At 29.1% G+C, this 23,084-nt stretch carries 27 protein-coding genes; 3 read left to right on the top strand and 24 right to left on the bottom strand.

Features of this window, described 5'->3' with window-relative positions; genetic code table 11:
• The 24 genes from ACO409_RS07240 to ACO409_RS07125 form a co-directional block, all read right to left on the bottom strand.
• The coding region (locus ACO409_RS07240; RefSeq protein WP_485556116.1) for a GNAT family N-acetyltransferase at nucleotides 1-492 on the bottom strand (492 nt) is incomplete at its 3' end.
• The gene (locus ACO409_RS07235; RefSeq protein WP_485556115.1) at nucleotides 492-677 is read right to left on the bottom strand and encodes a hypothetical protein; all 186 of its coding nucleotides are present in this window, start codon (nucleotides 675-677) and stop codon (nucleotides 492-494) included. The genes ACO409_RS07235 and ACO409_RS07240, both read right to left, overlap by 1 nt.
• A gap of 119 nt (nucleotides 678-796) precedes the next feature.
• Nucleotides 797-2,266: a type IV secretion system protein gene (locus tag ACO409_RS07230; protein WP_485556114.1), complete on the bottom strand. Its 1,470-nt coding sequence runs from the start codon at nucleotides 2,264-2,266 to the stop codon at nucleotides 797-799.
• Between the two features lie 13 nt (nucleotides 2,267-2,279).
• Nucleotides 2,280-3,011 (bottom strand): hypothetical protein, encoded by a 732-nt coding sequence (locus ACO409_RS07225; protein WP_485556113.1) that lies wholly within the window; start codon nucleotides 3,009-3,011, stop codon nucleotides 2,280-2,282.
• Nucleotide 3,012: 1 nt separating this feature from the next.
• Nucleotides 3,013-5,496 carry a VirB4 family type IV secretion/conjugal transfer ATPase gene (locus ACO409_RS07220; protein WP_485556112.1) on the bottom strand — a complete coding sequence of 828 codons (2,484 nt, stop codon included), beginning with the start codon at nucleotides 5,494-5,496 and terminating at the stop codon, nucleotides 3,013-3,015.
• Between the two features lies 1 nt (nucleotide 5,497).
• Entirely contained in the window at nucleotides 5,498-6,148 is a 651-nt protein-coding gene (locus tag ACO409_RS07215; protein WP_315520932.1) for a hypothetical protein, read from the bottom strand.
• Between the two features lie 55 nt (nucleotides 6,149-6,203).
• Nucleotides 6,204-6,443, bottom strand: coding sequence for a VirB3 family type IV secretion system protein (locus ACO409_RS07210; RefSeq protein WP_314080810.1), 240 nt, complete (start codon nucleotides 6,441-6,443; stop codon nucleotides 6,204-6,206).
• The gene (locus ACO409_RS07205; RefSeq protein WP_485556111.1) at nucleotides 6,424-7,431 is read right to left on the bottom strand and encodes an ATPase, T2SS/T4P/T4SS family; all 1,008 of its coding nucleotides are present in this window, start codon (nucleotides 7,429-7,431) and stop codon (nucleotides 6,424-6,426) included. The genes ACO409_RS07210 and ACO409_RS07205 overlap by 20 nt, the downstream gene beginning before the upstream one ends.
• Nucleotides 7,428-7,727: a hypothetical protein gene (locus tag ACO409_RS07200; RefSeq protein WP_021747044.1), complete on the bottom strand. Its 300-nt coding sequence runs from the start codon at nucleotides 7,725-7,727 to the stop codon at nucleotides 7,428-7,430. Before ACO409_RS07200 ends, ACO409_RS07205 begins: the two co-directional genes overlap by 4 nt.
• A gap of 8 nt (nucleotides 7,728-7,735) precedes the next feature.
• Entirely contained in the window at nucleotides 7,736-9,772 is a 2,037-nt protein-coding gene (locus ACO409_RS07195; protein ID WP_485556110.1) for a type IV secretory system conjugative DNA transfer family protein, read from the bottom strand.
• 2 nt (nucleotides 9,773-9,774) lie between these two features.
• Nucleotides 9,775-11,106, bottom strand: coding sequence for a TraB/TrbI/VirB10 family type IV secretion system protein (locus ACO409_RS07190; RefSeq protein WP_315045849.1), 1,332 nt, complete (start codon nucleotides 11,104-11,106; stop codon nucleotides 9,775-9,777).
• A 17-nt stretch (nucleotides 11,107-11,123) separates the two neighbouring features.
• Nucleotides 11,124-11,948: a TrbG/VirB9 family P-type conjugative transfer protein gene (locus ACO409_RS07185; RefSeq protein ID WP_315045847.1), complete on the bottom strand. Its 825-nt coding sequence runs from the start codon at nucleotides 11,946-11,948 to the stop codon at nucleotides 11,124-11,126.
• 17 nt (nucleotides 11,949-11,965) lie between these two features.
• Complete coding sequence (locus ACO409_RS07180) at nucleotides 11,966-12,673, bottom strand: VirB8 family type IV secretion system protein (protein WP_021747048.1); 708 nt, start codon at nucleotides 12,671-12,673, stop codon at nucleotides 11,966-11,968.
• Between the two features lie 2 nt (nucleotides 12,674-12,675).
• The gene (locus ACO409_RS07175; RefSeq protein ID WP_021747049.1) at nucleotides 12,676-13,041 is read right to left on the bottom strand and encodes a hypothetical protein; all 366 of its coding nucleotides are present in this window, start codon (nucleotides 13,039-13,041) and stop codon (nucleotides 12,676-12,678) included.
• 788 nt (nucleotides 13,042-13,829) lie between these two features.
• Nucleotides 13,830-15,695: a MobA/MobL family protein gene (locus tag ACO409_RS07170; protein ID WP_315045840.1), complete on the bottom strand. Its 1,866-nt coding sequence runs from the start codon at nucleotides 15,693-15,695 to the stop codon at nucleotides 13,830-13,832.
• Nucleotides 15,696-15,697: 2 nt separating this feature from the next.
• Nucleotides 15,698-16,102, bottom strand: coding sequence for a hypothetical protein (locus ACO409_RS07165; RefSeq protein ID WP_021747051.1), 405 nt, complete (start codon nucleotides 16,100-16,102; stop codon nucleotides 15,698-15,700).
• 113 nt (nucleotides 16,103-16,215) lie between these two features.
• Complete coding sequence (locus ACO409_RS07160; protein ID WP_314391988.1) at nucleotides 16,216-16,734, bottom strand: hypothetical protein; 519 nt, start codon at nucleotides 16,732-16,734, stop codon at nucleotides 16,216-16,218.
• Between the two features lie 58 nt (nucleotides 16,735-16,792).
• Nucleotides 16,793-17,026, bottom strand: coding sequence for a hypothetical protein (locus tag ACO409_RS07155; RefSeq protein ID WP_178938333.1), 234 nt, complete (start codon nucleotides 17,024-17,026; stop codon nucleotides 16,793-16,795).
• A 204-nt stretch (nucleotides 17,027-17,230) separates the two neighbouring features.
• Nucleotides 17,231-17,839 (bottom strand): hypothetical protein, encoded by a 609-nt coding sequence (locus ACO409_RS07150; RefSeq protein WP_299267445.1) that lies wholly within the window; start codon nucleotides 17,837-17,839, stop codon nucleotides 17,231-17,233.
• A 113-nt stretch (nucleotides 17,840-17,952) separates the two neighbouring features.
• Nucleotides 17,953-18,741: a ParA family protein gene (locus ACO409_RS07145; protein ID WP_485556109.1), complete on the bottom strand. Its 789-nt coding sequence runs from the start codon at nucleotides 18,739-18,741 to the stop codon at nucleotides 17,953-17,955.
• Between the two features lie 36 nt (nucleotides 18,742-18,777).
• Complete coding sequence (locus ACO409_RS07140) at nucleotides 18,778-19,017, bottom strand: hypothetical protein (protein WP_485556108.1); 240 nt, start codon at nucleotides 19,015-19,017, stop codon at nucleotides 18,778-18,780.
• On the bottom strand, nucleotides 19,014-19,802 hold the full coding sequence (locus ACO409_RS07135) for an ATP-binding protein (RefSeq protein WP_485556107.1): 789 nt from the start codon (nucleotides 19,800-19,802) through the stop codon (nucleotides 19,014-19,016). Before ACO409_RS07135 ends, ACO409_RS07140 begins: the two co-directional genes overlap by 4 nt.
• The gene (locus ACO409_RS07130) at nucleotides 19,714-20,508 is read right to left on the bottom strand and encodes a hypothetical protein (RefSeq protein ID WP_314395545.1); all 795 of its coding nucleotides are present in this window, start codon (nucleotides 20,506-20,508) and stop codon (nucleotides 19,714-19,716) included. Before ACO409_RS07130 ends, ACO409_RS07135 begins: the two co-directional genes overlap by 89 nt.
• A gap of 87 nt (nucleotides 20,509-20,595) precedes the next feature.
• Nucleotides 20,596-20,808: a hypothetical protein gene (locus tag ACO409_RS07125; protein ID WP_026749676.1), complete on the bottom strand. Its 213-nt coding sequence runs from the start codon at nucleotides 20,806-20,808 to the stop codon at nucleotides 20,596-20,598.
• A 242-nt stretch (nucleotides 20,809-21,050) separates the two neighbouring features.
• Between ACO409_RS07125 and ACO409_RS07120 the strand changes: the two genes are divergently transcribed.
• Genes ACO409_RS07120 through ACO409_RS07110 form a run of 3 tightly spaced genes read left to right on the top strand, consistent with a single transcriptional unit; the run spans nucleotide 21,051 to nucleotide 22,860 of the window.
• The gene (locus tag ACO409_RS07120; protein ID WP_021747060.1) at nucleotides 21,051-21,413 is read left to right on the top strand and encodes a helix-turn-helix domain-containing protein; all 363 of its coding nucleotides are present in this window, start codon (nucleotides 21,051-21,053) and stop codon (nucleotides 21,411-21,413) included.
• Between the two features lie 50 nt (nucleotides 21,414-21,463).
• On the top strand, nucleotides 21,464-21,838 hold the full coding sequence (locus tag ACO409_RS07115; protein ID WP_021747061.1) for a hypothetical protein: 375 nt from the start codon (nucleotides 21,464-21,466) through the stop codon (nucleotides 21,836-21,838).
• Between the two features lie 2 nt (nucleotides 21,839-21,840).
• Nucleotides 21,841-22,860, top strand: coding sequence for a tyrosine-type recombinase/integrase (locus ACO409_RS07110; protein ID WP_021747062.1), 1,020 nt, complete (start codon nucleotides 21,841-21,843; stop codon nucleotides 22,858-22,860).
• The last annotated feature ends 224 nt before the right edge of the window (nucleotides 22,861-23,084 follow it).

The following is a 23,084-nucleotide window of genomic DNA, read 5'->3' as shown; positions in this document are numbered from 1 at the left end:
GTAAAAATTCAAGATTTTTTCATTATTTTGACATTCAAGCCAAATAAATTTTACTCTAATTTTCTGTCTGATTTCTAACAATAACTCATACGCAATTTTTAAAATTTCATTTCCTGTTAAATTATTTTTCTCTAAATTAAAGTTTTTACCAACTTGACCTAAAAGAAAACTATTAATTACATAATCACCTGATTTATTTTCAGAAGCACTTTTAGTTAATCTTTTTTTTAAAGTTTTTGAAATTATATCTAAATCTTCCTTTTGAAGTATTAAACTTCTATTTGCTATGGAAAAATAGCCTGCTAATTCTTTTTCAGAATTAAAAATTAAATATGTTGAAGAAATCGAAATTTTTTCAAAGAAAATAGCCTTATTTATCAAAAAATTTTCAATGTCTTTGTCTTTACTTCTAAATCCTTTTAATTTATTACGAACTTTATCTTCTCCAATTTGTGATAACAACTCTGTTAAAGAAAACGTAGTAAATTTCATTATTCTCCTTTCTTTTCAGAAGTTTCTTCAAAAAATTTTTTAATATCATTCCCTTTAATAAATTCATATTCTACATCTATATCTAGCGGTTTATTATTTTTTGCATTTTCAATAGCTTCTAAAAATGATGAAACTTTTTCCTCTGTATCAAATCTTAATTCTGTTGTAAAACTTGAAGTTGCCATTCTTATCGCCTCTTTTAAATTTCTATTTTTACAATAATATTATATCACATCTAATAGTTTTTTCAATCTGAATTTTTTAAGACTAGATTAATATTCTATTGTCATTGTCCTTACATATTTTATTCCTTGCTGTCCTTTTCTCTCCTCATTTCAGATTCTGCAAAAGTCTCGTTATTACTATTCTTAGTTTCTTTTGTTTTTGTATTTTCTGAATGTTTTTGCGTGTCTTTATTTCCTTCGTTTGTCTGTTTTTGAGAATCCTTATTTGAGGCATTCTTGCTGTTATCACTTCTTATTTTTTCTTCAGCCTCTTTTGTATCAGCTGTTCTATCCGCATTTCCTGATTTATTTTCTTCATTTCCTTTATTTACATTTTGAGAATTTTGATTTTTACTGTTTGTATTTTCTGTTTCTTGTGATTTATTTTCTTCGGTATCTTTCTTATCATCTTTTTTATTGCCCATAAATTTTTTAATTCCATCGCTGGCCATATTTTTTACTTTTCTGCCTGAAGCGATCGGATCAAAGTCCATTGTCATTACTTTTATTGCTTTTCCTGCATTTTCAGCAGCCGAAGTAGTCAGATTTCCAGGATATTTTCCTATTTTAGAGCCTATCTTTGCTCCTGTCTTCATACCTGCTATTGCTCCTGCTCCTCCAGTAGACACTCCGCCAACAACTGCACCAACTGCAGCACCTAGTCCACCAACTGCAGCACTTCCAAGTAAAGATGTAACTCCTCCTACAGCCGAGCCTCCTGCACTAACAACATTTCCAGTAAAATTACCAAACTGTGAGCCATTTAATCCGCCTTGTCCATATAAAATTAGGGAAGCTATGCTCTGATAGTTCTTTATTAAAAATGAAATTGCTATGAATACTGCGAGCCACATAATTATCGTATGAGGCTCGTTATTTTCTGCCCCTATGTTTTCAGGAATAGGATAAGACTTTAATATTTTTATTCCCATAGATGAAAGTGCAACCGCAACCATCAGCTGAGTACCTGAACCAACTATTGCTCCTAAAGTTTTTCTACCTATATCGCTCAAAGCGTCAAGCGGTAGACAAGCAAGATATATTATTGCCAATTTTCCAACTACATGGAACTGTATTATCGCTATTGTTATTGTTGATATTATAAACACTAAAAATACGAATCCAATAATAAATAAAACAAAGTATAAGATAGCCCAAAAATCTTGAAACTTTAAGCCTATACTTAAAAACTTGCTTAATTCCTCCCATAACTTATCCCAAATACTCTGCACTTTTAACGGACTTCCCAGCCCTTCTCCAAATAAATTTCCTATATCGGAAAATAGTTTATATGCCATATCCAGCAGTTCCTTGTACATTTTTATAAGCCCAAAAGTAAGTGCATATCTTACAAGTTTTTTTATAGTTTCGACAAGTGTATTGCCTATATTTTCCGACCAGTTAAAGAAGGCTGTAAATGATAAGTCCAGCACAGCAAATGATGAGGCGAGTGTCAATATTACAACCATTAGGGTTGTCATTCCTGTATCAAGCATACTGATTATCGGTTCAATCAGTGCCGTATCAAATTGAAAATTTGCCGCCGCCAATTATTTCTCCTCCTTATTTCTTATGTTTCTTCACTTCATTTTCCATTGCCTTTATATGATTGTTTAAACTGTTTTTCGTATATTCACTTCTTTTTTGAGCTTCCCTTCTTGCCTGCACTTCTTCAGCCGCCTTTAATGCGTCAAGTCTATTTGTAGTTGAAATCATATCGGCTATTGCATTCATCTGTACTGACAGGTTGGCACTCCATTGTGATAGCACTTCCAATACTTGTTGTGGATTTTTTGCCTCGTGAGTTTTTCTTATAAGTATCCTTGCATTATCCGATGTTTTTTTCATGGCCACTTCATTCATAGAGCCTGACTTCATTGCGTCCCTTGAAAGACTGTCAAGCGTGTTTGTAAATCTGTCAAGAAGAGCCATATACTGTCTGTTATTAGCATCAGCATAGACATCTTTAAACCATAATTCGGCTTTTTTTGCATCTCTTAATGTTGATTTTGTGGTATTTGTTATTCTAACTAATGTCTTTATTGTGTCATCATATTGGCTTATATATTTTTTTAGATAGGCTTCAGGCAGTTTCTTTGAAAGCTCAATCTGTCTTTCTATCTCCTTTAACTGTGCATTCAGGCTTTTTAATGTCTGTGCATTGATTGCCACACTTTCAAAATATGTTTTCATCTGCCAGTAATCAGAAGCCCCACTGCCTCCTCCAAGTATTCCTGAAAACGAATTTACTGATATAACTGTTGTTACCATTAAAAAGAATATTATTTTTTTCATTTTAGTTACCTCCCTGTATAATTTCCTTGCATCTTCTAAATTCCTGACTATTTTTACCTAATTTGTATTCTAGCCATTTTAAGTTAATTTCCTTTAAATCATTTGTTTCTGCACATATTTCCTGTATTTTTATCTGATCAGTTGAACTTGCAGAACCTACATAAGCCAGTTCAATTTTCCCTAAATCCATTTCAAATTCCCTTGATCCGAGATCACTTTTATAAAAATATTGTTTCTGCATTTCCCCTCGTGCAACTTTTTCAATTTCTATTGTATTTAAGCCAAATTTTGAATAAAGTTCTTTCCAGTAATTCTTTGCCTGTGGAGAGGGAAGAAGTATTTTTGTCTTGCATCCATCAACTATTGCAGGCGTTATTTCAGATTTTGCAATTTCATCAAGCGACTGTGTTGCAAAGATTATAAAGGCATTCAGTTTTGCAAGGGTTCTAAGCCAGTCATTGAATTTAAGCCTGAAACTTTCGTTTTCCATTGCAAACCAAGCCTCATCAACTACGATTGCAGTCAGATAATCTTTGGTTAATTTTTCCACTTCTATTCTATGAAACAGATAGCTTAATATGGGAGCTGTCGCTTTTGGATCTTCTATTATTCTTCCCATTTCAAATACCTGCCAGTTTGAGTCTGAAAAATTATCCTCATTATTATCGAAATATTTTCCATATGAACCTATATTTGTGTATGGCTCAAGTGCTTGCTGAATTTCCTTGTTCATAACTGTAAATGCAAAATTTGTCATCGTTCTCCTGTTAGGCGGATCATTTGAAAGAGTAGTAAGCGTTTCCCAGATTGTGCTTTTCATATCAGGCGTTACAATTACATTTTCCTGTTGAAGAAGAGAAATTATCCAGTTGCTTGCAAATGCTCTTTCTGTTTCGATATGAATATTCGCAAGTGGTTGAAATGCCAAATCATTATCTCCACCTTTTCCCAAGTCATAAAATTTTCCACCCATACAGGCAGTTAAAACACGTATCGAGCCACCTTTATCGAAAAAGAATACCTGCGCATTAGGATATTTTTTTAGTTCAGCTACTAACATTCCTAATAATACTGATTTTCCTGACCTTGTTGGACCTGCTATAAGCGTATGTGCTGCATCCTTTATATGAAGGTTAAAGTAAAATATATCATTCAAGTCTGTTTTAGTCATCATAAGCGGAACACCTGTAATATTTTTCTTATCCCTAAAAAATTCATTTACTTCCTCACCACGATACAGTGATGAAGTAGGGAAAAGACAGCTTAAAAGCATTGAGTTTATTGGATATTTTCTTATATTTGCCTTCACATTTCCTGGAATAGCTCCTAAATATGAGGGAAAAATATTGTACTTGTCAATCGAGCAAGTAAAGTCCTGCTCATCAAATATTGTTACTATTTTAAGTGCATTATCTTCAAGCCTTTTTATATCTTCATCAGCAAGTATTATGGTAAATGTGTAATAGCCATAACTCATTCCGCCTTCCTTAAATTCATTTAAAGCCATTTTGGCTTCTTCTGTTTTTGCTAGTTCCAGCTCATCAATGTTAAATGAAGGCTTTTTAGTTATAGCCTCCGTTATATACTGCCCAAAGTTCTTCTGCTTTCCCTGATGAAAAATAAAGAAGTTTTTTAACATCTTTTTTGATTCATTTTGCGAAAGTATAATGTATCTTGCCGACATTCTAAATTCAAAGTCCAGGCTTTCAAGTTTTTTCAGAACTCTTGACTCTATCTCATCAGGAAACAGATTAACTGAGATTGTCCTTAAATGCTTTGTCTTTGTCAGTCTTTGTATTTTCGTGTCTTTTCCATTTTCAAAACTTGAGTTTGACAAATATTGATCAATTGGATATAGAGGAGATGTAGGCATTTTCTTCTTTTCAGGAAATTCAGCATTCACTGTGGAATACATATATGCCATAAGTTCGTCTCCCTGCAAGACTTCAATGCTTGTTGTAGCATATTTTAATAATGCAATAAATGAAGCTACTTTTTGTCTAAATATTTTTAATTCCCTTTCAGCTTCTTCAGCCATTTTTTCTTCTGAATCATCCTCCTTTTTACTAGCCAGCAATGAGTTTATCTTATTTTCAGCATCTTCTGCTATTAAATATGTCAATGTTATATAGTAGTCACATTTAAAATATTCCCCTTTTGAAAATAAATCCTTTCTTTCATTTTCTATAAGAACTGTAGGTATAAAACCATCATTAATTTCTGTTTCAATATATCCTCTTGACTTCTTTCTCTGAACTTCATAATGAACAATAAAATTATCAGGCAGTTTCTTTATCGCATTGTTATACTGCAATATTTTCAAGTTTATTTCTTCTTCAGTAAAAAAATCCAAGTCGTGATTTCTAACTTTCAAAGTTACCTGAAACCCCATATTTTTATTAACAAGAATAAAGTCATTGAGAAGGAAATCCCAAGGGATATAATACATAAATGAATTCTTGTAGTTATCAAGCGTTTTTCCCATTCTATCTTTCCTTTTCTTTATTTTTATAATTTTTTTTATTCTGATTACCTTTAATATTTTCTTTGATTTCTTCTCTTTTGAGAACTTTGCTTAAGATATCTCCTCTATCTATTAATACGAATTTTTCTTCATTACTTTTAGATATTTTTGTTGTAAATAACACTTTATTTGCTGATAATTCTTTTTGTGCGGCTACAAAATCTTTAAATTCTAGTCCTGTTTTTTCTCTGACTGATTTTGAGTCAAGGTATGCTAAGTTTCCTAAATTTTCTTTGTATGTATTGTAAATTAATTTTGCATTATCTGATAATGTTGAAAGCTTTTCTCCCTTCACTTTTTCTGTTTCTTTTATTTTATTCGCTGCTTCTTCTAGTTTTTTTTCATAGCTATCTTTAAATTCAAGTGATTTATCTTTATTGGTAAAATATTTTATTTTATGAGCTTCAAATATAGAACCATCATAATTTATTTTTTCTTCTGTTGAATGATGAAAGAATACTTTATTATCCTGTACTAATTCCTTAAATGCTTCATTAAACTTTTCTTCTTCTTTTATTCCCAGTTTTTCCATTATCTGATTTCTGCTTAATGTAGTGTATCCGCCTTCATTTTTTGTTCTTTCTTCTAAAAAATTCATAATTTTTTCTTTCATTTCAATTATTCCCCTTTCAATATTTTTTCTTTTCGCTTCTATTTTCAATATTCGCTTAAGGATTTAAATATCTTTCAGTTTTGTAATGCTCCATTATCAGTTCCAATGTCATTGGATCCCTTACCGACATAACTGCACATAGAATATATATTGTTCCTACTGGTATAAAAATTATCCAATGCCTGAATATTAAAAATATGATTCCTGTGAATAACACTAGCAATATAAAAATCTTATATGGCAGCCCCATTATCATCTTCACATCCAGTAAAGACTTATAAACCTTCAGCTTCATATCCTACCTCCTCAATTTCATATTCCTTTATCTTTTTGTTAAAACCATTGACTTTGATTATCTTGTTTACCTTTCTTACAGTTTTACCATTTTCAACCGTTCTTATAATATTTACAATTACATCCACAGAACGTCCTATAAGCGGCTGCCTTGGATTCCTGTCAACTTCCATCAATAGTTCTTCCAATCTTTCCAAAGTTTCTTCTGCACCATCTGAGTGAACTGTTGTAAATCCTCCGCTATGCCCAGTATTCCAGTTTTTAAGTATCTCCTCAGCTTCTTTTCCATATCTGAGTTCTCCCTGAATAATCCTGTCAGGTCTATGTCTAAGTGCGTCTTTTGATAATTCCAGTGCAGAAACATCTTCAGTTACAAATACTCTTAATACGTTTTCCTTATCACAAATAATTTCTTCAACTTCTTCAATAATGTATATTCTTTCAACAGTATTCCTAATTCTGTCAACTTGCTTTAAATAATCAACAAGAGCATTAGTAAATGTTGTCTTTCCTGTACCAGTTCCACCTGATACAACTATATTCTTTTTACCTAAAATGGCTTCTGTAAGAAAATTTTTCTGAAATTCTGTAATTGAACCCATTGCTAAATAGTCATCAAGCGTAAATATTTTTTTAGGTCTTTTCCTTATTGTAAATATTGGAATCCCTTTAGTAATTCCTTTTGCAGCTCCCTGAAATCTGTCAGAATTTGGCAAATTTCCAGAAAGTCTTGGATTTTTTTCAGAAATTATCTTTGAGTTGTACGAAGCCAATACTTGAATAATTTTGTATCCTTCCATCTCATTCAGATATGTATTTGTCTTATACATTCCCCTTTCATATGATTCCACCCATACATATCCATCAGGATTTAACATTATTTCAGTAATATCATCATCTTCCATATATTCCTTCAGTGCTGACAGCCTTTCATTTACAAAGTCTATTTGTGACTGCTTCTGAAGTTCATATTTTTCACTTTCCGTCATAATACTTCTGCCAGTTCCTTCATTTTTTTAGTAATTTCATCATTGCTTGGACTTTCAATTATGATTTTTAAAAGTTTATTTTCTACACCAGATTTTTCTAAAATCTCTCTTAAAATATCTGCATTTTCCTGTTCAACCTTTTCAATTTCCTTTTGGGAATCATCCCTTATTTTCTCCAGTTTGGCAACTTTTTCTTTATTTCTTTTTATTCTTTCAGTATAATTTTTTTCTCTAGTTTTTCTCTTTTTCTTTATTATTTCATCTGAACCATTAATTGTTTCTTCAATATTTTCCATATATCCCCCTATCCTATTTTTTCTGATTTATACTTTTTTCTTGCCTTTTCAATAATTTTTTCATATTTTATATCATCATAAAAATCTTCCTCTTTCATTTTAAATGTATGTTTGTATTCATACATCCCCTTCATTGCTTCAAATATTACATATCCGTCCTTAAAAAATACTGGCTGGTGCTGTGTCCTTTTTAGCAGTTCAGGATACTCGTAATAATAGAGCTTATCTAATAATAAAGGTTTTTTATATCCCGTAATTACAACTGCCTTTCTATCAGGCAGCAGTCTTATTTCTGAAGGACTTAATAAATCTTTTCCTTGCTCTGAAACGTTTCCTCCCCCTTTTAGCCCAATGTTTCTACTCTTTACTTTGATTGTTTCCTTACCAAGCGTCTTTGAAATATAGTCAGGTGCAGCTTCGTCGTTTGGCCTACCAAATATCTGAATCTGACATCCATTCAACACCTCTTTCCCTTGTTTATCATACGTTGAATTTAATTGATCAAGACCCTGAAATATTCCAACCATCTTTATTCCAAATCCTGCATAGTATCCCAATCCCTTTACAAGAGGTTTCATCTTACCATAAGCATTCAACTCATCCATTAAAAATGTTATGTTAAAATTTTTCTTACTTAAACTTTCCATTAATAAATTTGTCAGCTGAATATACATTATTCGTACTAATGGAGCCAATAAATCTATATCTTTTGGTTTTATTACAAAGTATAAATCCACAGGATTATCATTATTAACCAAGTCCATTGCCCTAAAATCAGACTTTCCTATATTTTTCACAACCGAAGGAATTTCAAATACCTGTAATTTAGTCTTTGCTGTTGATGTGATAGACTTAAACGTATTTTCTCCTGTATTTTGTAATAAATATCCAAACTGTTTTGCAACAAATGGATGTAGTCCTTTGTTTAATGCTTTAATTGATTCATCATCAGTATATATTTTCCTAAGCCTTTCAACTGTTTTTTTCTTTAGAATAAAATCTTTTGACATTTCATCCTCGTATTCATCTTCTTCCATAGGCTTTCCAAGATATTTTGCAAACATTCTATACAAAGAATTTTCAGTATTAGTGATTATTGATATTACATCGTTTAGTGAAACTCTAACATCTGTTATATCAGGATCTTCTTCAGGACGATTGCTTACTTCTCTGTAATGAACATAGCCAGTTAAAGTAGAAATTGTATCTTTTGCACTGTCTCCCCAAAACGGATCCTTGCTCTCATCTTCCCCAACGATCATTGTTCCAATTATTCTGCAATCTTCAATCTCATAATTTGTTCCATATCTTACTTCTGATAAAAAGTTATAGCTATTTGAAAGTTCATTCATTGGCTCAAATTTTAATATTCTATGTTTTAATATCTTTGCTCTGTACCAGCTTGTAAGTTCATAATTTTCCTTTTTTATGTCAGAAATAAAAGTTGACCTTTCTTTTAATCCTGCAATAAGGCTCGGAATAATGTATCCTACACCTTTTCCCCCTCTTGTTGGCAAGAACAAGGCAATATGTATCATTGACGTATCATAAAGCAATTTTAATTTTCCTGATAAAGTTTTTACATATCCAATAACAAAACCATTTTCATTACCACTTAAAAAATCTACATCCGACGGCTTTTTCTTATTTTTCTTCAAATCATCATATGTTCCAAATTCAGCATCTCCGTGTGATTTCAGTTTCCTTTTTTTCCAGTACGGCATTGTTAAAATAATTAACGAGCCAGCAAATATAAAGCACATACCTAATTGAAACTGCGAAGTTAATCTAGGAGTTTTTTCCATTACTATTTCCCAGTTTTCAGACGGAAAGTATATATACTGATTCTTTTTCCCAATAATTACAGGTTTTATTAATCTTCGTATTTTGGCAAAAGTAGTATAATTATTAACTTTTTCCAGTTCTTCCATATAGTTTGTTGATACTATCATTAAACCTGTTATATTTACTGAAATAAACATTATTATTGCAAAAATCCATTTTATAGGCTTCGTATTTCTAAGCGGCTTATATTTCTTGTCCATAATTATTTCCTATATGGAGATAAAATTATATCCTTGCTTACAAAGATATTAAATTTTTTACCTCTTTTTATCTCAATTGTAGGCTGTCTATTCAAATCCTTTTCAACCATTCTTTCCCCAATGCTTCTAATATTCTGTGCCGCATCTGAAGCACCTGTACCAATATTCACTCTTGACCTGCTTCTAGCTTCAATATTTACATTAAAACTTTCAAGCGAGCCTGAAGCCATATTTATGGCAGAAGACAACAACACACTTCTCATAAGTTTCCAAAAATGGTTGTTGGTTTTTCCTTTTAAGCCAGCATTCCCCAGCAAATCCACTCCCTGTATATTATCAAGCACAAGTGTTGAGCCATTTGGAAAAACCAGTCTTTGCCATATCAATAAAACTCTGTTCTGTCCATACGTTATACTGCTATCATATTTTCCAACTATTTTTGTACCCATAGGGATTAAAATATACTTTCCAGTACGGTAGTCATAGACATTTTCTCTAACCTGAGCAATCACATCTCCCGGCAAATCAGAGTTGATTGCCGTTACAAGAACAGCTGGAATAAAACTCCCTGTCTTTAACTCATATTTCCCTATTGCAGGATTTTTTAAATTAGTCGAATAGAAGCTGTCCTGTTTTTGTTTCAGGAATAAAGACTTTGACTTTTGTTTATTCTGATCTGTATCATTTTCATTTTGTTGTTGCACATTCTGAGGAACTTGCTGCTGTTCCTGATACTGTTCTGGCGTTTGCGGAGTTTGTGTTGAAACTCCTTTATCAAATCCTATTGCAGACTTTCTCCATTCCTTGCTTTTTTCTTCTGAAACTGTCGAATCATTAGAATTTTTATCTTCTGAAATATCTGAAAACAATGATGAACTTGAACCATAATTTGAATCAAGATTGTCATTATTGTATTCTGAACCTAACTGAGAATCATACTGTGATAGGTTAGGCGTTCCAGTTCCATCAGTCGTCGTATTTATATTTGCCACTCCATCCTGCGTTACACCTTCAGGAGTTTGAGTATTTTTATTCTGAGCATTCACCGCATCCTTTATATCCAGTCCCGTTCCAGTTGACATTGACTCCTTTTTCCCCTGTTCCTTTGGCTTTTCATTTTTTTTAGCCTGATTTGCAAAATATATGCTTGCAAAAATTAAAGCCGAAATTATGCAGACTAGGATAGCAACTTTTTTCTTATCAAAAAATTCTTCTATTTTTATCTTTGAATTTTTTATCGTTCCTATCCCCTCATCCTCAAGAGATATTTCTTCTTCCTTCTGTTCTGCAAAATCATCTTCAGAAGTTTCAAAATAGTCATTCTTATTTACCAATCAAGACACCCCCTTTTCTATTTTTTCTGGTTATATATCTTCAATGTATTTTTTCCAAGTGTCATATATATTTCTTTTACAACGTTGTCAATCATAACATTACGTCCTTCAATTTTTGTATTAACTAAAGATAGTTGATTATCCACCCCTTTTACATAAAAAGCTGGCATTTCCTGCAAATTTGACTTTAATACTATGAATGTCTTTTCTCCGTTGTCAAATACTTGAACTGGAGAAAGTTTTGAGTTCTTGTTCCACGAATATCTGTAATTCAGTTTCATTAAGTCTGTTGTGCCAATACTTTCCGTATGAGCCTCATATTCGTCCATTAATATTTTTCTCTCATTTGGATATTGCCATTCAACTAAAGGATTGTATTCTCCATTTGTGGATTCAATATTAATAAAGTAACTGTGCTTGTCTGTAACTATATTTATGTTAGTCTTTATATCTTCTTCAAGCGGCTTTATGTATATATATGTTCTGTTCTCTTTCCCACCTGTCGCCTCTTCAATCATCCAACGTTCTGTATCTCCGCCAGCCTTAAATACCACTTTTTCATTTGGAGCAAGCCTTAAAGTCGTTAAATAGTCTGGCTTGGAATAAACTTCATATATGCTGTTTTCCGCATAATTAAATATAACGGCTGTCTTTTTTATTGCATCCTTTTTTCCACTTAATATTCCATCATCATCAAATATTTTCTGACTATTTTTTACCACATCTACCGTAATATTCTCTTTTACATTTCCATCATTTGCAAAAATATTAACCGACATTATTATCAAAAACAGCACTGATAATATTTTTCTATTAAATTTTTTTAACTTGTTCTTTATCATACATCTCCCTCATTTTTCTAATTATTTTCCCTCGAAATTGTAAAATCCTTTATTATTATTCCCAATGGATTTTTAGCCACCAGTTCCTCATTTTTTTCATTCACATATTCCACAGTAAATACTCCAAGATAGCTCGCATCCTGTATTTCCATCCCTGTTTCAGAAAACTGTTTTTCCTTCCATCTGACTTGATAAGTATTTGAAGTATTTGTAAGTTTATTAGCTGAAACTATATTTACATTCGTTGTAATTTTATCTGCAAGCATTTGTATTGTTCCTGTTTCCTGAATCATCGCATCCAATTTTTTTTGCGAATTTTGTGTTAAGAAAAAAGCATTTTCCTTTAACTTATTATCATAATATGCTGTGTCTTTCGGAAGAGTTCTTACATCCAAAATGAATTTTGATATAAAATATTTTGTTTCCTTCTCCCCAACTTTCACATTGGATTTTGTCAATACATTCACTTCCATTGGAGCTCCTGTTGTTTTGTCAACCTGAACAAGAAATACCTTTATATTTGTTCTTATAGCGAAATATGCCAGTACTAAACATAAGACAAGAATAACAACTATGCTTGTTCCTAATCCCTTTTTTAACTTTGCATTTGTTTCCGCAAGTTCAAACAAAGTTTCAGCCCTTTTTTCAAAACTTGTCTTTTCTCTTTTGACATCAGTCCTTAATTTAAAAATATCCCTTTTCCTGCTTATTCTTTTCAAATCCAAGTCTATACTCCTTCCAAAAGAGCTGTATCAATCATAGTTCCACCAAGTCCTTTTACTATATCTTCTGAACCAAAAATAAGTGCAAGTGCCAAAGCCACCCCTATTAACAGAGTTATTATTGCTGTCATGTTTGGATCAGTCAACATTTTGAATACTCCAAATCCTATGCACCCAATAGCCCCAAGTGAAAAGACTATTTTCAGTCCATTATTCATATTTGTCAGAAAAGTTACAAGCGTTGCAAATATCCCCGCATTTCCACTTGTAGTTGCCTGACTTATCACAGTTGTTACCAAAAACAAAATTATTAGACACAGTAATTGAAATTTTTTATTTAACAATACATTCTTAACTTTTATTTTTTTCATTATTTATCATCCCCTTTTATACAAAAAAAGAGCCTGTACAAAATTTCAGAAATATTTTTTCCGATAATTCTGCACTCAGGCTCCTATATTTAATTTTATATATTTGTTTTTTATCACAATATTCTGGTTAAGGACTCCTAATATTTAAATCTAATTTCATATTTTCACCTCGCTTTTGAACAAAAAAAGAGCCTGTACAAAATCTCAGAAATGTTTTTTCCAATAATTCTGCATTTAGGCTCTCTATATTTAATTTTACGCTACTTTGTTTTATTCTTCTTTTAAAATGAGTTTAAGGAAAAGTTCTGTATCCTGCCTATACACCTCCTAAAACTGGGCTCTCATTTTTTACGCTGTTTTATTCTTGCATTAATGTTACCTCAATTTTTTCAAAAAGTCAAGCCCTTTTAAAAATTTTTTTCCACATAAACTTTCCCAAATTTTCCTAAATTTTGGAAAGCACGCTTACAAGTTTCTCAAATTTAAAAATTTTTAGAAACTTATCGTGATTTTTTTACCACAAAAAATTGTGAAAAAATGACTTTCGTTTACACTCAAAAACTCACTTCGTTCGTGTTTAATTTCTAAGAAATTAGGAATGTGTAAAAATTTTTGTGTAAATAAAACAGCAAAGTATTGAATTTACTGAATTCATCTATTAACTTACACAAAATTATGGACACTCTCGAAATTTAGTAATATCTATACCTTCAAAAAATTATTTTTACAGAAAAGGACAGCTTTTTACTGTCCCTAAACCTATCTGTATTTACTCTCATTAGAAATTTTTATCTTTCCAGCTCATCCAAAACTTCTATATCTTCTATTCTAAAATCACCACTTATACCTCCCAAATTTTTATCATAATTTGTACCATTTAAACTTTTACTTTTCTTTTTCCTGTTCCGTTTTTCTATACTTATTTGTCGTTCCTTAGACAATCTTTTTTTCTTATCCAACACTTTTATGGCTCCTATATTCTTAATAATTTTTTTTATTTTTTCCCTTTCCTGAACTTTGGAATTATCGTTTTTTAAAAGTTCATCCTGCAATTTTTGTTGGATTTTTACTTCAATATTTTCTTTTCTTGCTTCACAATCTTCCTTTATTTTTATTTCTCTTTTTAACCAGCCCAAGTAATATTTTTGCTCACTTACATCCAAATTTTTGTTAAGTTCTTTTTGCAATCCTTCTATTTTAATTTTACTCTCCGCAATATTTTTCTCCAATTTTGAAAATTCATAACTTGAATATTTATCTTTTATCAAAGTTTCCTGACTGACTATTTCTTCATTATTATCTAACTCTTTCACTAATTTTTTTAGTTCTTTTTCAATTTTATTTATCTCTTTCAGTCCATCTTTTTCATAAATAAATTGCAAATGATTTATATTATACAATCCATTTTTTTCATCATTGCATTTAATGTTTTTCTCTTTTAAATTTTCATATATCATGTCCTTTTCATTTTCAAAATTTGCAATTTTTCTTAAATATTTTTCCCTAATATTTTCAACTCGTTTATCAAAAATATACTTCTTTTTCCAGTCATTTTGAATTTCATTTCTTAAACTTTCTAAATTTTTTAAATTCTTTTCTTTTATAATTTTTAAATATTTTATCCTGTTTTTCTCTTTTGTGTTTTTTAGTTCCTTGTCAATTTTTTTGTTCTCATTCAGAAATTTATAGTACTTTTTATCTGTCATCAAGTTATATACAGTATTTTCAATTTTATCTTTTGACATCTTCTTTTTTATATCCCTGACACTTTTTTCTAACCTTCTCAATTTTTCCAAATTTTCTAAATCTTCTATTTTATCTCTTTTTAAACTTTCATATTCCCTTTCCAATTTTTTCAATTTTTCAAGTAATTTTTTCATTAAATCTGTTCCAGCTTTTAAAATTCTGCTTTTATTAAATATTCTCTTCTTAACTTTTTCCTTATCACTTAACTCACTTTCTTTTCTATACAAAATCTTGCCATCAATATTTACTGGTTCACGGTTTAACTCATAAACTTTCTTATAGTCATTATTATTTTCTGCATCCCTTTTCTGATCCTTTAACGATTTTGCACTTACTTTCTCTATTCCTTTTTTTTCAAGTTCAAAATTTAAAAACGTTTCCCATTCTTTCCTTATATTTTTTAACGTACTTCTCTCATTCCATTTTTCATCTTTTCTCCAACCGCCTTTTTCTACATTTTTAGGATTATATCTCTTAAAATACTTATTCTTATCTCTTTTAATATCATCAATTTTCCTTTCAAAAAACATTATATGCACATGTGGTTGCATATCCCCATCAAAACTTTTTGGATTGTGCATTGCATAGTTATACACATATTCTTTTCCAAAAAGATTTTCACAAAAATTATCTACTATCTTTTTATTTTCTTTGGGAGTAAACTCTCTCGGCAATGAAATTTCAAGTTCCCTGTACAGATTAGAATTTTTTCTCTCATAAGTTTCTGCACATTTCCAAAAGTCTTTGATGTCATTAAACTCTTCAGGAAGATTCCTTACTTCTTTAAAAAGTAAATCCTTTTTTTTATCATATTTTTTCTCTCTGTTTATGTAATCCGAATGTACAGTAGGCGGAATATATTTACTTCCTCTTTTGCTTTTCTTCATTCTAAGATGAAATATCGCCACAATTATACCCCCGTATTATTTTTTATAATCACATATTTTATATATTTATTATTTATGAAAAAACTTCTGTCTAATAAAATATCACAATCTTTAAAGTTTATATCAACATCTGAAATATTTTCAATTTTATACATCCATATTTTATCATTTCTATACAACTTCATATTGTATTTTCCCATTTTATTATCACTTACTTTTATCATTTTCATAATTTTTACAAATGTTTCCTCGCTTATATATTCCTTTATTTTTATATCATTTATTTGATTGTTTACTATTAATCCTACATTTCTCTTAAAAATATCTATTGTTTCATTTATCCTTTTTTTAGGTAAAGTCTTGTAAAAAAAACATATATGCTCCTTTCCCGTCGTTGTTCTTAATAATCTTATATCATATATTTTCATATATCCCTCCCAAATTATTTTTTAAATATTTAAACTTTCTTTTTAGTATTTTAATCTTCTCATAATTACAAAAACTAACCATAATATATATTACGATTAGTTTAGTTCTTATTTTATTCTGCTATACATTTTTTTGATTCAACAATTTTTTTTAATTGCTCAAAATCATATTCACCGTACTTTTCATTTTCCGCTTCTAAAGTAATAACATTCCCACCTTTCAAAAATAGTTCTATTTTAGTATCATACATTCCTTTTGCTCCTCGATACATCATTGATTTTAATCCTTTCCTTAACTCTTCAATTCGCCTTATCCCTATTAACTCGCTAGAAGTAATTATCAAATTTCTTAAATATATATTTCCGTTTGTATATTTTACTCTTTCTTCTCTTAATTTCCCAGAAAAGTCAAATCCAGCTTCTATTATCAATTTCTCATAACTTTTGTGCATTTCACTAAGTGATTTATATTTTTCCTGAATGACTTCCCCTGTAATTAATTTTATATTTAACTTAAATATTTTAAACGAAAACGGATTTCTTTCAATTTTTTCAATATCATTTACATCTATTATTCTATCATCAACTTCAATTTGAGTTTTATTATTTAATGTATTATTTATTATGTTCATATATCATCATCCTTATATGTAATTTTAAATTTTCTCACACGTGAGAAAAATTATTAATTTATTTACAATATTCTCCAATTGTATAATTTCCCAGCATATCTTCATCAACTTTATAAATATTTTTATTCTCAAGAACAACATAAAAACTTTCGCCGTCATTTTGACTATATATCTTCATAACTTTATTTATTCTACAAATATCTAAAATTTCCTGTTGTTGTTTCTCCTGAATATCTTTATTCTCTTTTGCTTTATTTTTTAAATTATTTTCCTGAAATTTTATTATACTCATAACAATTATGAATATCCCTAAAATCATTAATACTTTAACAAAATATTTCAATTTCCTATCTCGTTTCCTTTCTTAAAATAATTTTGATTTTCTCACACATGAGAAAAACCATTTCAAATTAATTTATATTCATCAAAATAACATCCCCAGTAATTAACAACCATACTTTTATCCTTAATTTTTATTGAATTTATCTTATTTTTATCAATCTTCTTCAAAATCATCATTCCTGCTTTTCAATTTTTTTATTTCCATCTCCCATTTTTCAATATTTTTATATGCTTTCTCAATTTTTTTACTTAATTTCTGTATTTTTTCATCAAAATTAATTTCTATTTCTTCCTTGCCTTTTTTTTCTATTTCCTTAATCTTTTTAGCTGCTTCAAGTGGATCTTCAAGAATTTCCACAATCTCTGCTTCTTCGAGTTTATCATTGTTTTTCTTTATATATTCCAATGTCCTAACACTTGCTTCTGCAATTGCAGGATTTCTGTATTTTTCAAACTGTTCCCATCTGTTAATTTCACGATAAACCATATTCTTATCAAGCCCTAACGAATTAAACCAGGCTACAAATGTTCCTGTTCCATGACTTGATAAAATTTGCTGAATTCTTTTCAGTTTTCTTCCCATCTCAAGAGCTTTTTTTGCCATAAACTTTCCAATCTGCTGTATATCTTCCTCAGTCTGAGTTACTTCCTTTATAACATTTTCATCAGTTATCTCATATTTATCAAAATTAAAACTACTATGATAACTTTCAACTTCTATTTTTCGATTTTTATTAATATTTAACAGTTCCTGTCTATCCATAATATCTCCTGCCAAAAAAATTATAAACAATTCAAATAACTGTGATTCAATTTTTACACAGTTATTAAATTGTTATTGTTCTATTGGTTTCCCCAAATGCGAGAAAATCCTTCCTATCTTTTATTTATACAAACTTCATTATACAAAAATTCATTTACTAAATTTTTATAATCTATTGCTGCATTGCTACTCTTTTTAAAACTAAATATATCCTTATGTTCTTCCATCGAATTTGAGATATTTGCATCTTCTCTCACATAAATATCCGAATACTTTTCTTTTAAAATCTTTTTCATTGCCATATGTGCTTTTTTAAACACTTTTGTATTTTCCTTCACTTGCACAAAAAATATTTTATAAAGTTTAATTTTGGGATTATCCATTTTTGCAATTTCCATCATTTCAAGTAAATCCCTAAGTCCATTCGTATCTATAAATGAAGCTTTTGAAGGTGCAAAAACATAGTCTGTTACATTTAAAATACCTCTTATTGTGTTATTCACAGTACCTTCTGTATCAATTACTATAAAATCATATTCACTAAAGTTTTCAAAAAAATCCTTAAATATTTTCAGTTGCTCCTGCCCACTTTCATCTCCTTCTCTTTTGAAAAATTCATCAATCTGATTGAAATAAATATTACTAATTATTATATCCACTCCATTTTTTTCGTTTATATACTTCTCCTTGTTTACCATTCCTAAACTATCATAGCACTCCTTTAATGCTTCAAAAATTGTATTATCATTTCTTACATCAAGATATGAAGCTATCGTCCCTCTTGGATCTGTATCAATTAATAAAACTGTTTTTCCTTTATTTTTTAAAGCATAAGCAATATTTATCCCTGTTACTGTTTTCCCAGCTCCACCTTTTGGATTAATCACGCTAATTATTTTCATTTTATTTCCTCCTGAATTTTTTTTATTATTATAAATTCATTTTATTTCCATTTCTTCTAATTCTACAAGTAATTTTCTTAATTCTTTTATATATTTAACAAATCTAATTGGATCAACTATATAAAAGAAATTTTTCTGAGTTTCCTTTTTTTTAACCGCATAACCTATTGGCTCACCATCAATTAAAAGTGTTCCTTCTTGTAAATTTATCCTTACAAAATCTATTGATTCCCCAATTAAAGCCACAACTTTTTCTAAATCAACATTTGCACTCATTTTACTTTCCTCACTTTCCAAAATTCTTCAAATAATTTCTTTCCTATTTCCTTCCTTCTGCTTTCCCATACAAACTCCAAAGTATCCAGTCTCTCACGAAATCTGTCCAGTAGTGCATCATTTCCTTGTGTATCCATAAAATCAGCAATTTCTTCTTTTCCTAAATTTGTTGATACAATAATACATTTTTCTTTTTCATAGAAAAAATTAAATATTGTATATAACTTTGACTTTCCCCAAGTTTCTGATATATTTTCCTTTCCCAAGTCATCTAGTATTATCAAATCTGCTTGAAGCAAATCCTTAAAAACCTGTTCTTCAGTTAAATTATTAAAATTACTAAAAGTTGACTGGATTCTCTGATAAATTCCATTTAAAGTAGTTCTATAGACTTTATAATCATTTTTTAGCATTTCATTAAACACACACAGGCTGTAAAAACTTTTTCCTGTACCTATCTCTCCACATAAATACAATCCTAACCCATTCTTTTGAGCTTCTTTAAAATGCTCACAATAATATTCAAGTTTCTGTTTAATTATTTTTTCTTTTTCAGATAATATTTCAGAATTTTCAAAAACATATTCTTTCCATCGAACCGGCAAACTTGAAATATTAAGAAAATATTCAATTTTTTTCCGTAATTCCTGTTGCCTAAGTTGTCTACCTGCTTGTATCGCCTCCTTTAACCCATCATCAGAATCCATACTCTTTTTTTGTTCCTGCTGATTTTGGTTTTGCAATTTTTTTATCTTGTTTTCTGCCAGTTGACTTAACTTCATCATAATAAGCTCCTTCCAATATTTTTATAAACTTTTCCTCATTCAGAAAATCATCAAATGATATTTTCCAGTTTGATTTATCAGTTCTTCCAAGTAAAAAATTTATATTTTTTATTTTAAACATAGTTTCTAAGATTTCCTCCTGAGTAAATTTCTCAAGTAGTTCAGATAATTTTTTCCTTCTGTTCTCTGTAAAAGATTTAATTAAACTTAATTCACATTCTTTTGCTAATTCATTCCATTTTTCCATAAAGAGAGAATAAGTATTTAATAACTTAGTATTTAATTCTTTAGTACTTAATGTATTAGTATTTAATTGTCCTTGATTTTGTACGGCTTCACTTTGTAGTTTTACATTTTGTAGACCTACATTTTGTACCTCTACATTTTTTAATTGGCGTTCTTCTTTTTTCAAAGGTTTTTCATAAATATTATAAATATACTCAAATTGATTTTTTCCTTTTCGAGGTGGTAATTTTTCTATTCTTAAATATCCAAATTCTTTTAATTCATTTAAAGTGCTATTTATAGCTCGCTCTCCTTCAACACAAATAGAAATTAAACCTTCTATAGAATAATCCCAATCAGGAGGTAAACTTAACATTAGTGTCAATAATCCTTTTGCTTTTAATGTCATCTTTCTTTCTTTCAAGTGAGTGTTTGAAATTACCGTATAATTATTATTTTTATTTACCTTAAATACAGCCACTTATCCACCTTCCTCTTTTAAATTCCCTTAATTCTTTAAATAATTTTCAATTTTATTTCTCAATAAATTGAAACATATCATAATTTATTATACTCTTCCTTTAGTTACTTCTTTGTATTCATTAAGATATTTAGCTGTTTTTAATGGATCAAAATAATATTTCCAAATACCATTTATTTTTTCCGCTTTAACAAAATCTAAATCTCCTCTTCTTGCTAATGCTACAAATTTCCAGTAACTTAAATTTATTTGTTTAGAAATCCCTGTTACAGTATATAAAGATTTCCCTTTTTTTTTCATTTTTATCATCCTTTCTTGATTAATTTAAATTTATTACAATTTATTTTTACTTAATTCAATTATATCACATTTTCGTAAGTTTTCAACATATTTATTTAATAAAATAAGTTTTAAATTTTTTTTTGAAATAAAATACTATTTCTTTTTTGTTATTACTGATAAATATGTTATAATTTATTTGTATTTATTAGCTTCTATATAAAAATATACTAATCTAATATAATTTTTAGTCGGGAGGACAAATGAAACTACATGAAAAATTAAAATTCGAAAGAGAGAAACAGGGATATACCTTGAATGAACTATCTGAATTAACTGGTTTACATAGAATTACTTTACACGACTATGAAACAGGAAAGATAAAGAATATTCCTTCAGACAAAATACTACTATTATCTAAAATTTATAAAAAAGATCCCAATTATTTTCTTTTAGATAATGATAAAAATATAAAATCTCATAATGAAAATATACATAACATTGAAGATATTAATGCAATAATGCTTGTAAATAAACAATTATTAGAGTCCCTGTCAATAGATAGTGAAGAAATAAAAAAATTTTTAAAAAAATACTATAAATTTATCATAAAAAATATTGAATAATTTTAAGAAATTCTACTCTGTATAAATATATTATACAAGGAGGATTTCTTATGGAAAGAAATTTTAAAAAAGTAACTGAAAACACTGGCAGAAAAGAGGTGTTTAAAGTTATGCATGATAAAGTTGAAATTATAAATGATTTCAATACAAATGAAAAAAGAGAAGCTAGAATTATTTTTCACGATCAAAAAATTTATGTTATTCTGTATCAAAATTTAAATTTTGAAGAATTGAAATGGCTCAATTTTTATATTCTAATTTATGGTAATCAAAGTTACGGAAAAAATACTTTCTTTGAATTTAAATTAAACAAAAATAATTTAATTTATCATCTTCAAGTGTGGAACATCATTGAAAATAAAAAATTTAAATCTAAAAGTATTTCTTTATTAGTAAAAGCACTTTCAAGCAAGGCAGGTGTTTAACAATGAGAAATCCTAACGGAACAGGAAGTATTTTTAAGAAGAAAGGGAAATCAAGAAAGCCATATATTGTACGAGCAGCTGCTTATTTAACAGAAGAAGGGAAATATAAAAGACCTATTATAGGAAGTGCTGAAACCTTAAAAGAAGCCAAAAAAATACTTTTTGAATTTAATTCAAGAAATTTAAATGTTGATTATGCCGATTTAAAATTAATTGATTTATTTAATCACTGGACTGAATCAAATCACGTTAAAAATATAAAAACAGAAGAAACGTTTTACAGATATTCTACTGATTTCAAAAGTATATTTGAAGATATACTAGAATGTAAATTTATATTTCTTGATTATAAAGATTATCAGACAAGACTTGATAAGTATGCTAAAAATAAAGGAAAAGCAGCTCTTACAGTTTTAAAATCAATATATGTAGATGCAATAAAGAATAAAATTGTATCAGAAAATATCCCACTATATTTAGAATCTTCATCACAAATTACCAAAACTGTTGAAAGAGTAGTGTTTGAAGATAATTTTGTAAGACTTTTATGGAAAAGATATGAAAATACTAAAGATAGGTATAGTGCTATGATTTTGATGTTATTCTATTCTGGAATGAGAAGTGCAGATCTACTTAGAATAGAAAATAAAAATATTAACTTAAAAGAGCGATACTTTGTAACAGGATCAAAAACCGAAGCCGGAATGAATAGGCAAATTCCTATTCATCATTTAATTTTTCCTATTATAAAAAAATTTATGAATGACGACAAGTATTTGTTTAAAGAACAATATGATTCTTTAAAGTATCAATTTGATAAAATTCTTTCAGAATACAATACTTCAGGTAATTTACATTCAATTAGACATACATTCATAACTAAAATGCGACGTTTAAAAAATGAATCAGCTTCAAAAATAAAAAAAATTGTTGGACATAAGGAAAAAGACATTACAGATGGTGTATACACTCATTGGACTATCAAAGAATTAAGAGATGTTATAAATAAATTAGTCTATTAAAATAGTTGCCAATAAGTTGCCAGTAAGTTGCCAATAAATTTTTAATGTATTGAAATAAGTAGAAACAGATTAAGACAGGATAAAACTGCAAAGTACTATAAATAAAAGAAAAAAGTGCAATTCAGCATAAACACTGATTTGCACTATATATCACATTTTTAGCTATTCTAATGGTGCCCAGACGCGGAATCGAACCACGGACACAGGGATTTTCAGTCCCTTGC

Source organism: Leptotrichia sp., from assembly GCF_057270615.1.
This window is presented reverse-complemented; position numbering and strand designations above follow the sequence as displayed.

What these genes read in the sequence shown, in the direction of transcription:
- ACO409_RS07165 (WP_021747051.1), bottom strand. Translation starts at nt 16,102, where the DNA reads ATGAAAATATATGATATAAGATTATTAAGAACAACGACGGGAAAGGAG.
- ACO409_RS07110 (WP_021747062.1), top strand. Translation starts at nt 21,841, where the DNA reads ATGAGAAATCCTAACGGAACAGGAAGTATTTTTAAGAAGAAAGGGAAA.
- ACO409_RS07140 (WP_485556108.1), bottom strand. Translation starts at nt 19,017, where the DNA reads ATGAGTGCAAATGTTGATTTAGAAAAAGTTGTGGCTTTAATTGGGGAA.
- ACO409_RS07195 (WP_485556110.1), bottom strand. Translation starts at nt 9,772, where the DNA reads ATGGACAAGAAATATAAGCCGCTTAGAAATACGAAGCCTATAAAATGG.
- ACO409_RS07120 (WP_021747060.1), top strand. Translation starts at nt 21,051, where the DNA reads ATGAAACTACATGAAAAATTAAAATTCGAAAGAGAGAAACAGGGATAT.
- ACO409_RS07150 (WP_299267445.1), bottom strand. Translation starts at nt 17,839, where the DNA reads ATGGATAGACAGGAACTGTTAAATATTAATAAAAATCGAAAAATAGAA.
- ACO409_RS07200 (WP_021747044.1), bottom strand. Translation starts at nt 7,727, where the DNA reads ATGGAAAATATTGAAGAAACAATTAATGGTTCAGATGAAATAATAAAG.
- ACO409_RS07160 (WP_314391988.1), bottom strand. Translation starts at nt 16,734, where the DNA reads ATGAACATAATAAATAATACATTAAATAATAAAACTCAAATTGAAGTT.
- ACO409_RS07185 (WP_315045847.1), bottom strand. Translation starts at nt 11,948, where the DNA reads ATGATAAAGAACAAGTTAAAAAAATTTAATAGAAAAATATTATCAGTG.
- ACO409_RS07125 (WP_026749676.1), bottom strand. Translation starts at nt 20,808, where the DNA reads ATGAAAAAAAAAGGGAAATCTTTATATACTGTAACAGGGATTTCTAAA.
- ACO409_RS07210 (WP_314080810.1), bottom strand. Translation starts at nt 6,443, where the DNA reads ATGAAGCTGAAGGTTTATAAGTCTTTACTGGATGTGAAGATGATAATG.
- ACO409_RS07135 (WP_485556107.1), bottom strand. Translation starts at nt 19,802, where the DNA reads ATGATGAAGTTAAGTCAACTGGCAGAAAACAAGATAAAAAAATTGCAA.
- ACO409_RS07115 (WP_021747061.1), top strand. Translation starts at nt 21,464, where the DNA reads ATGGAAAGAAATTTTAAAAAAGTAACTGAAAACACTGGCAGAAAAGAG.
- ACO409_RS07220 (WP_485556112.1), bottom strand. Translation starts at nt 5,496, where the DNA reads ATGGGAAAAACGCTTGATAACTACAAGAATTCATTTATGTATTATATC.
- ACO409_RS07205 (WP_485556111.1), bottom strand. Translation starts at nt 7,431, where the DNA reads ATGACGGAAAGTGAAAAATATGAACTTCAGAAGCAGTCACAAATAGAC.
- ACO409_RS07175 (WP_021747049.1), bottom strand. Translation starts at nt 13,041, where the DNA reads ATGAAAAAAATAAAAGTTAAGAATGTATTGTTAAATAAAAAATTTCAA.
- ACO409_RS07155 (WP_178938333.1), bottom strand. Translation starts at nt 17,026, where the DNA reads ATGAGTATAATAAAATTTCAGGAAAATAATTTAAAAAATAAAGCAAAA.
- ACO409_RS07225 (WP_485556113.1), bottom strand. Translation starts at nt 3,011, where the DNA reads ATGAAAAAAATAATATTCTTTTTAATGGTAACAACAGTTATATCAGTA.
- ACO409_RS07215 (WP_315520932.1), bottom strand. Translation starts at nt 6,148, where the DNA reads ATGAAAGAAAAAATTATGAATTTTTTAGAAGAAAGAACAAAAAATGAA.
- ACO409_RS07235 (WP_485556115.1), bottom strand. Translation starts at nt 677, where the DNA reads ATGGCAACTTCAAGTTTTACAACAGAATTAAGATTTGATACAGAGGAA.
- ACO409_RS07145 (WP_485556109.1), bottom strand. Translation starts at nt 18,741, where the DNA reads ATGAAAATAATTAGCGTGATTAATCCAAAAGGTGGAGCTGGGAAAACA.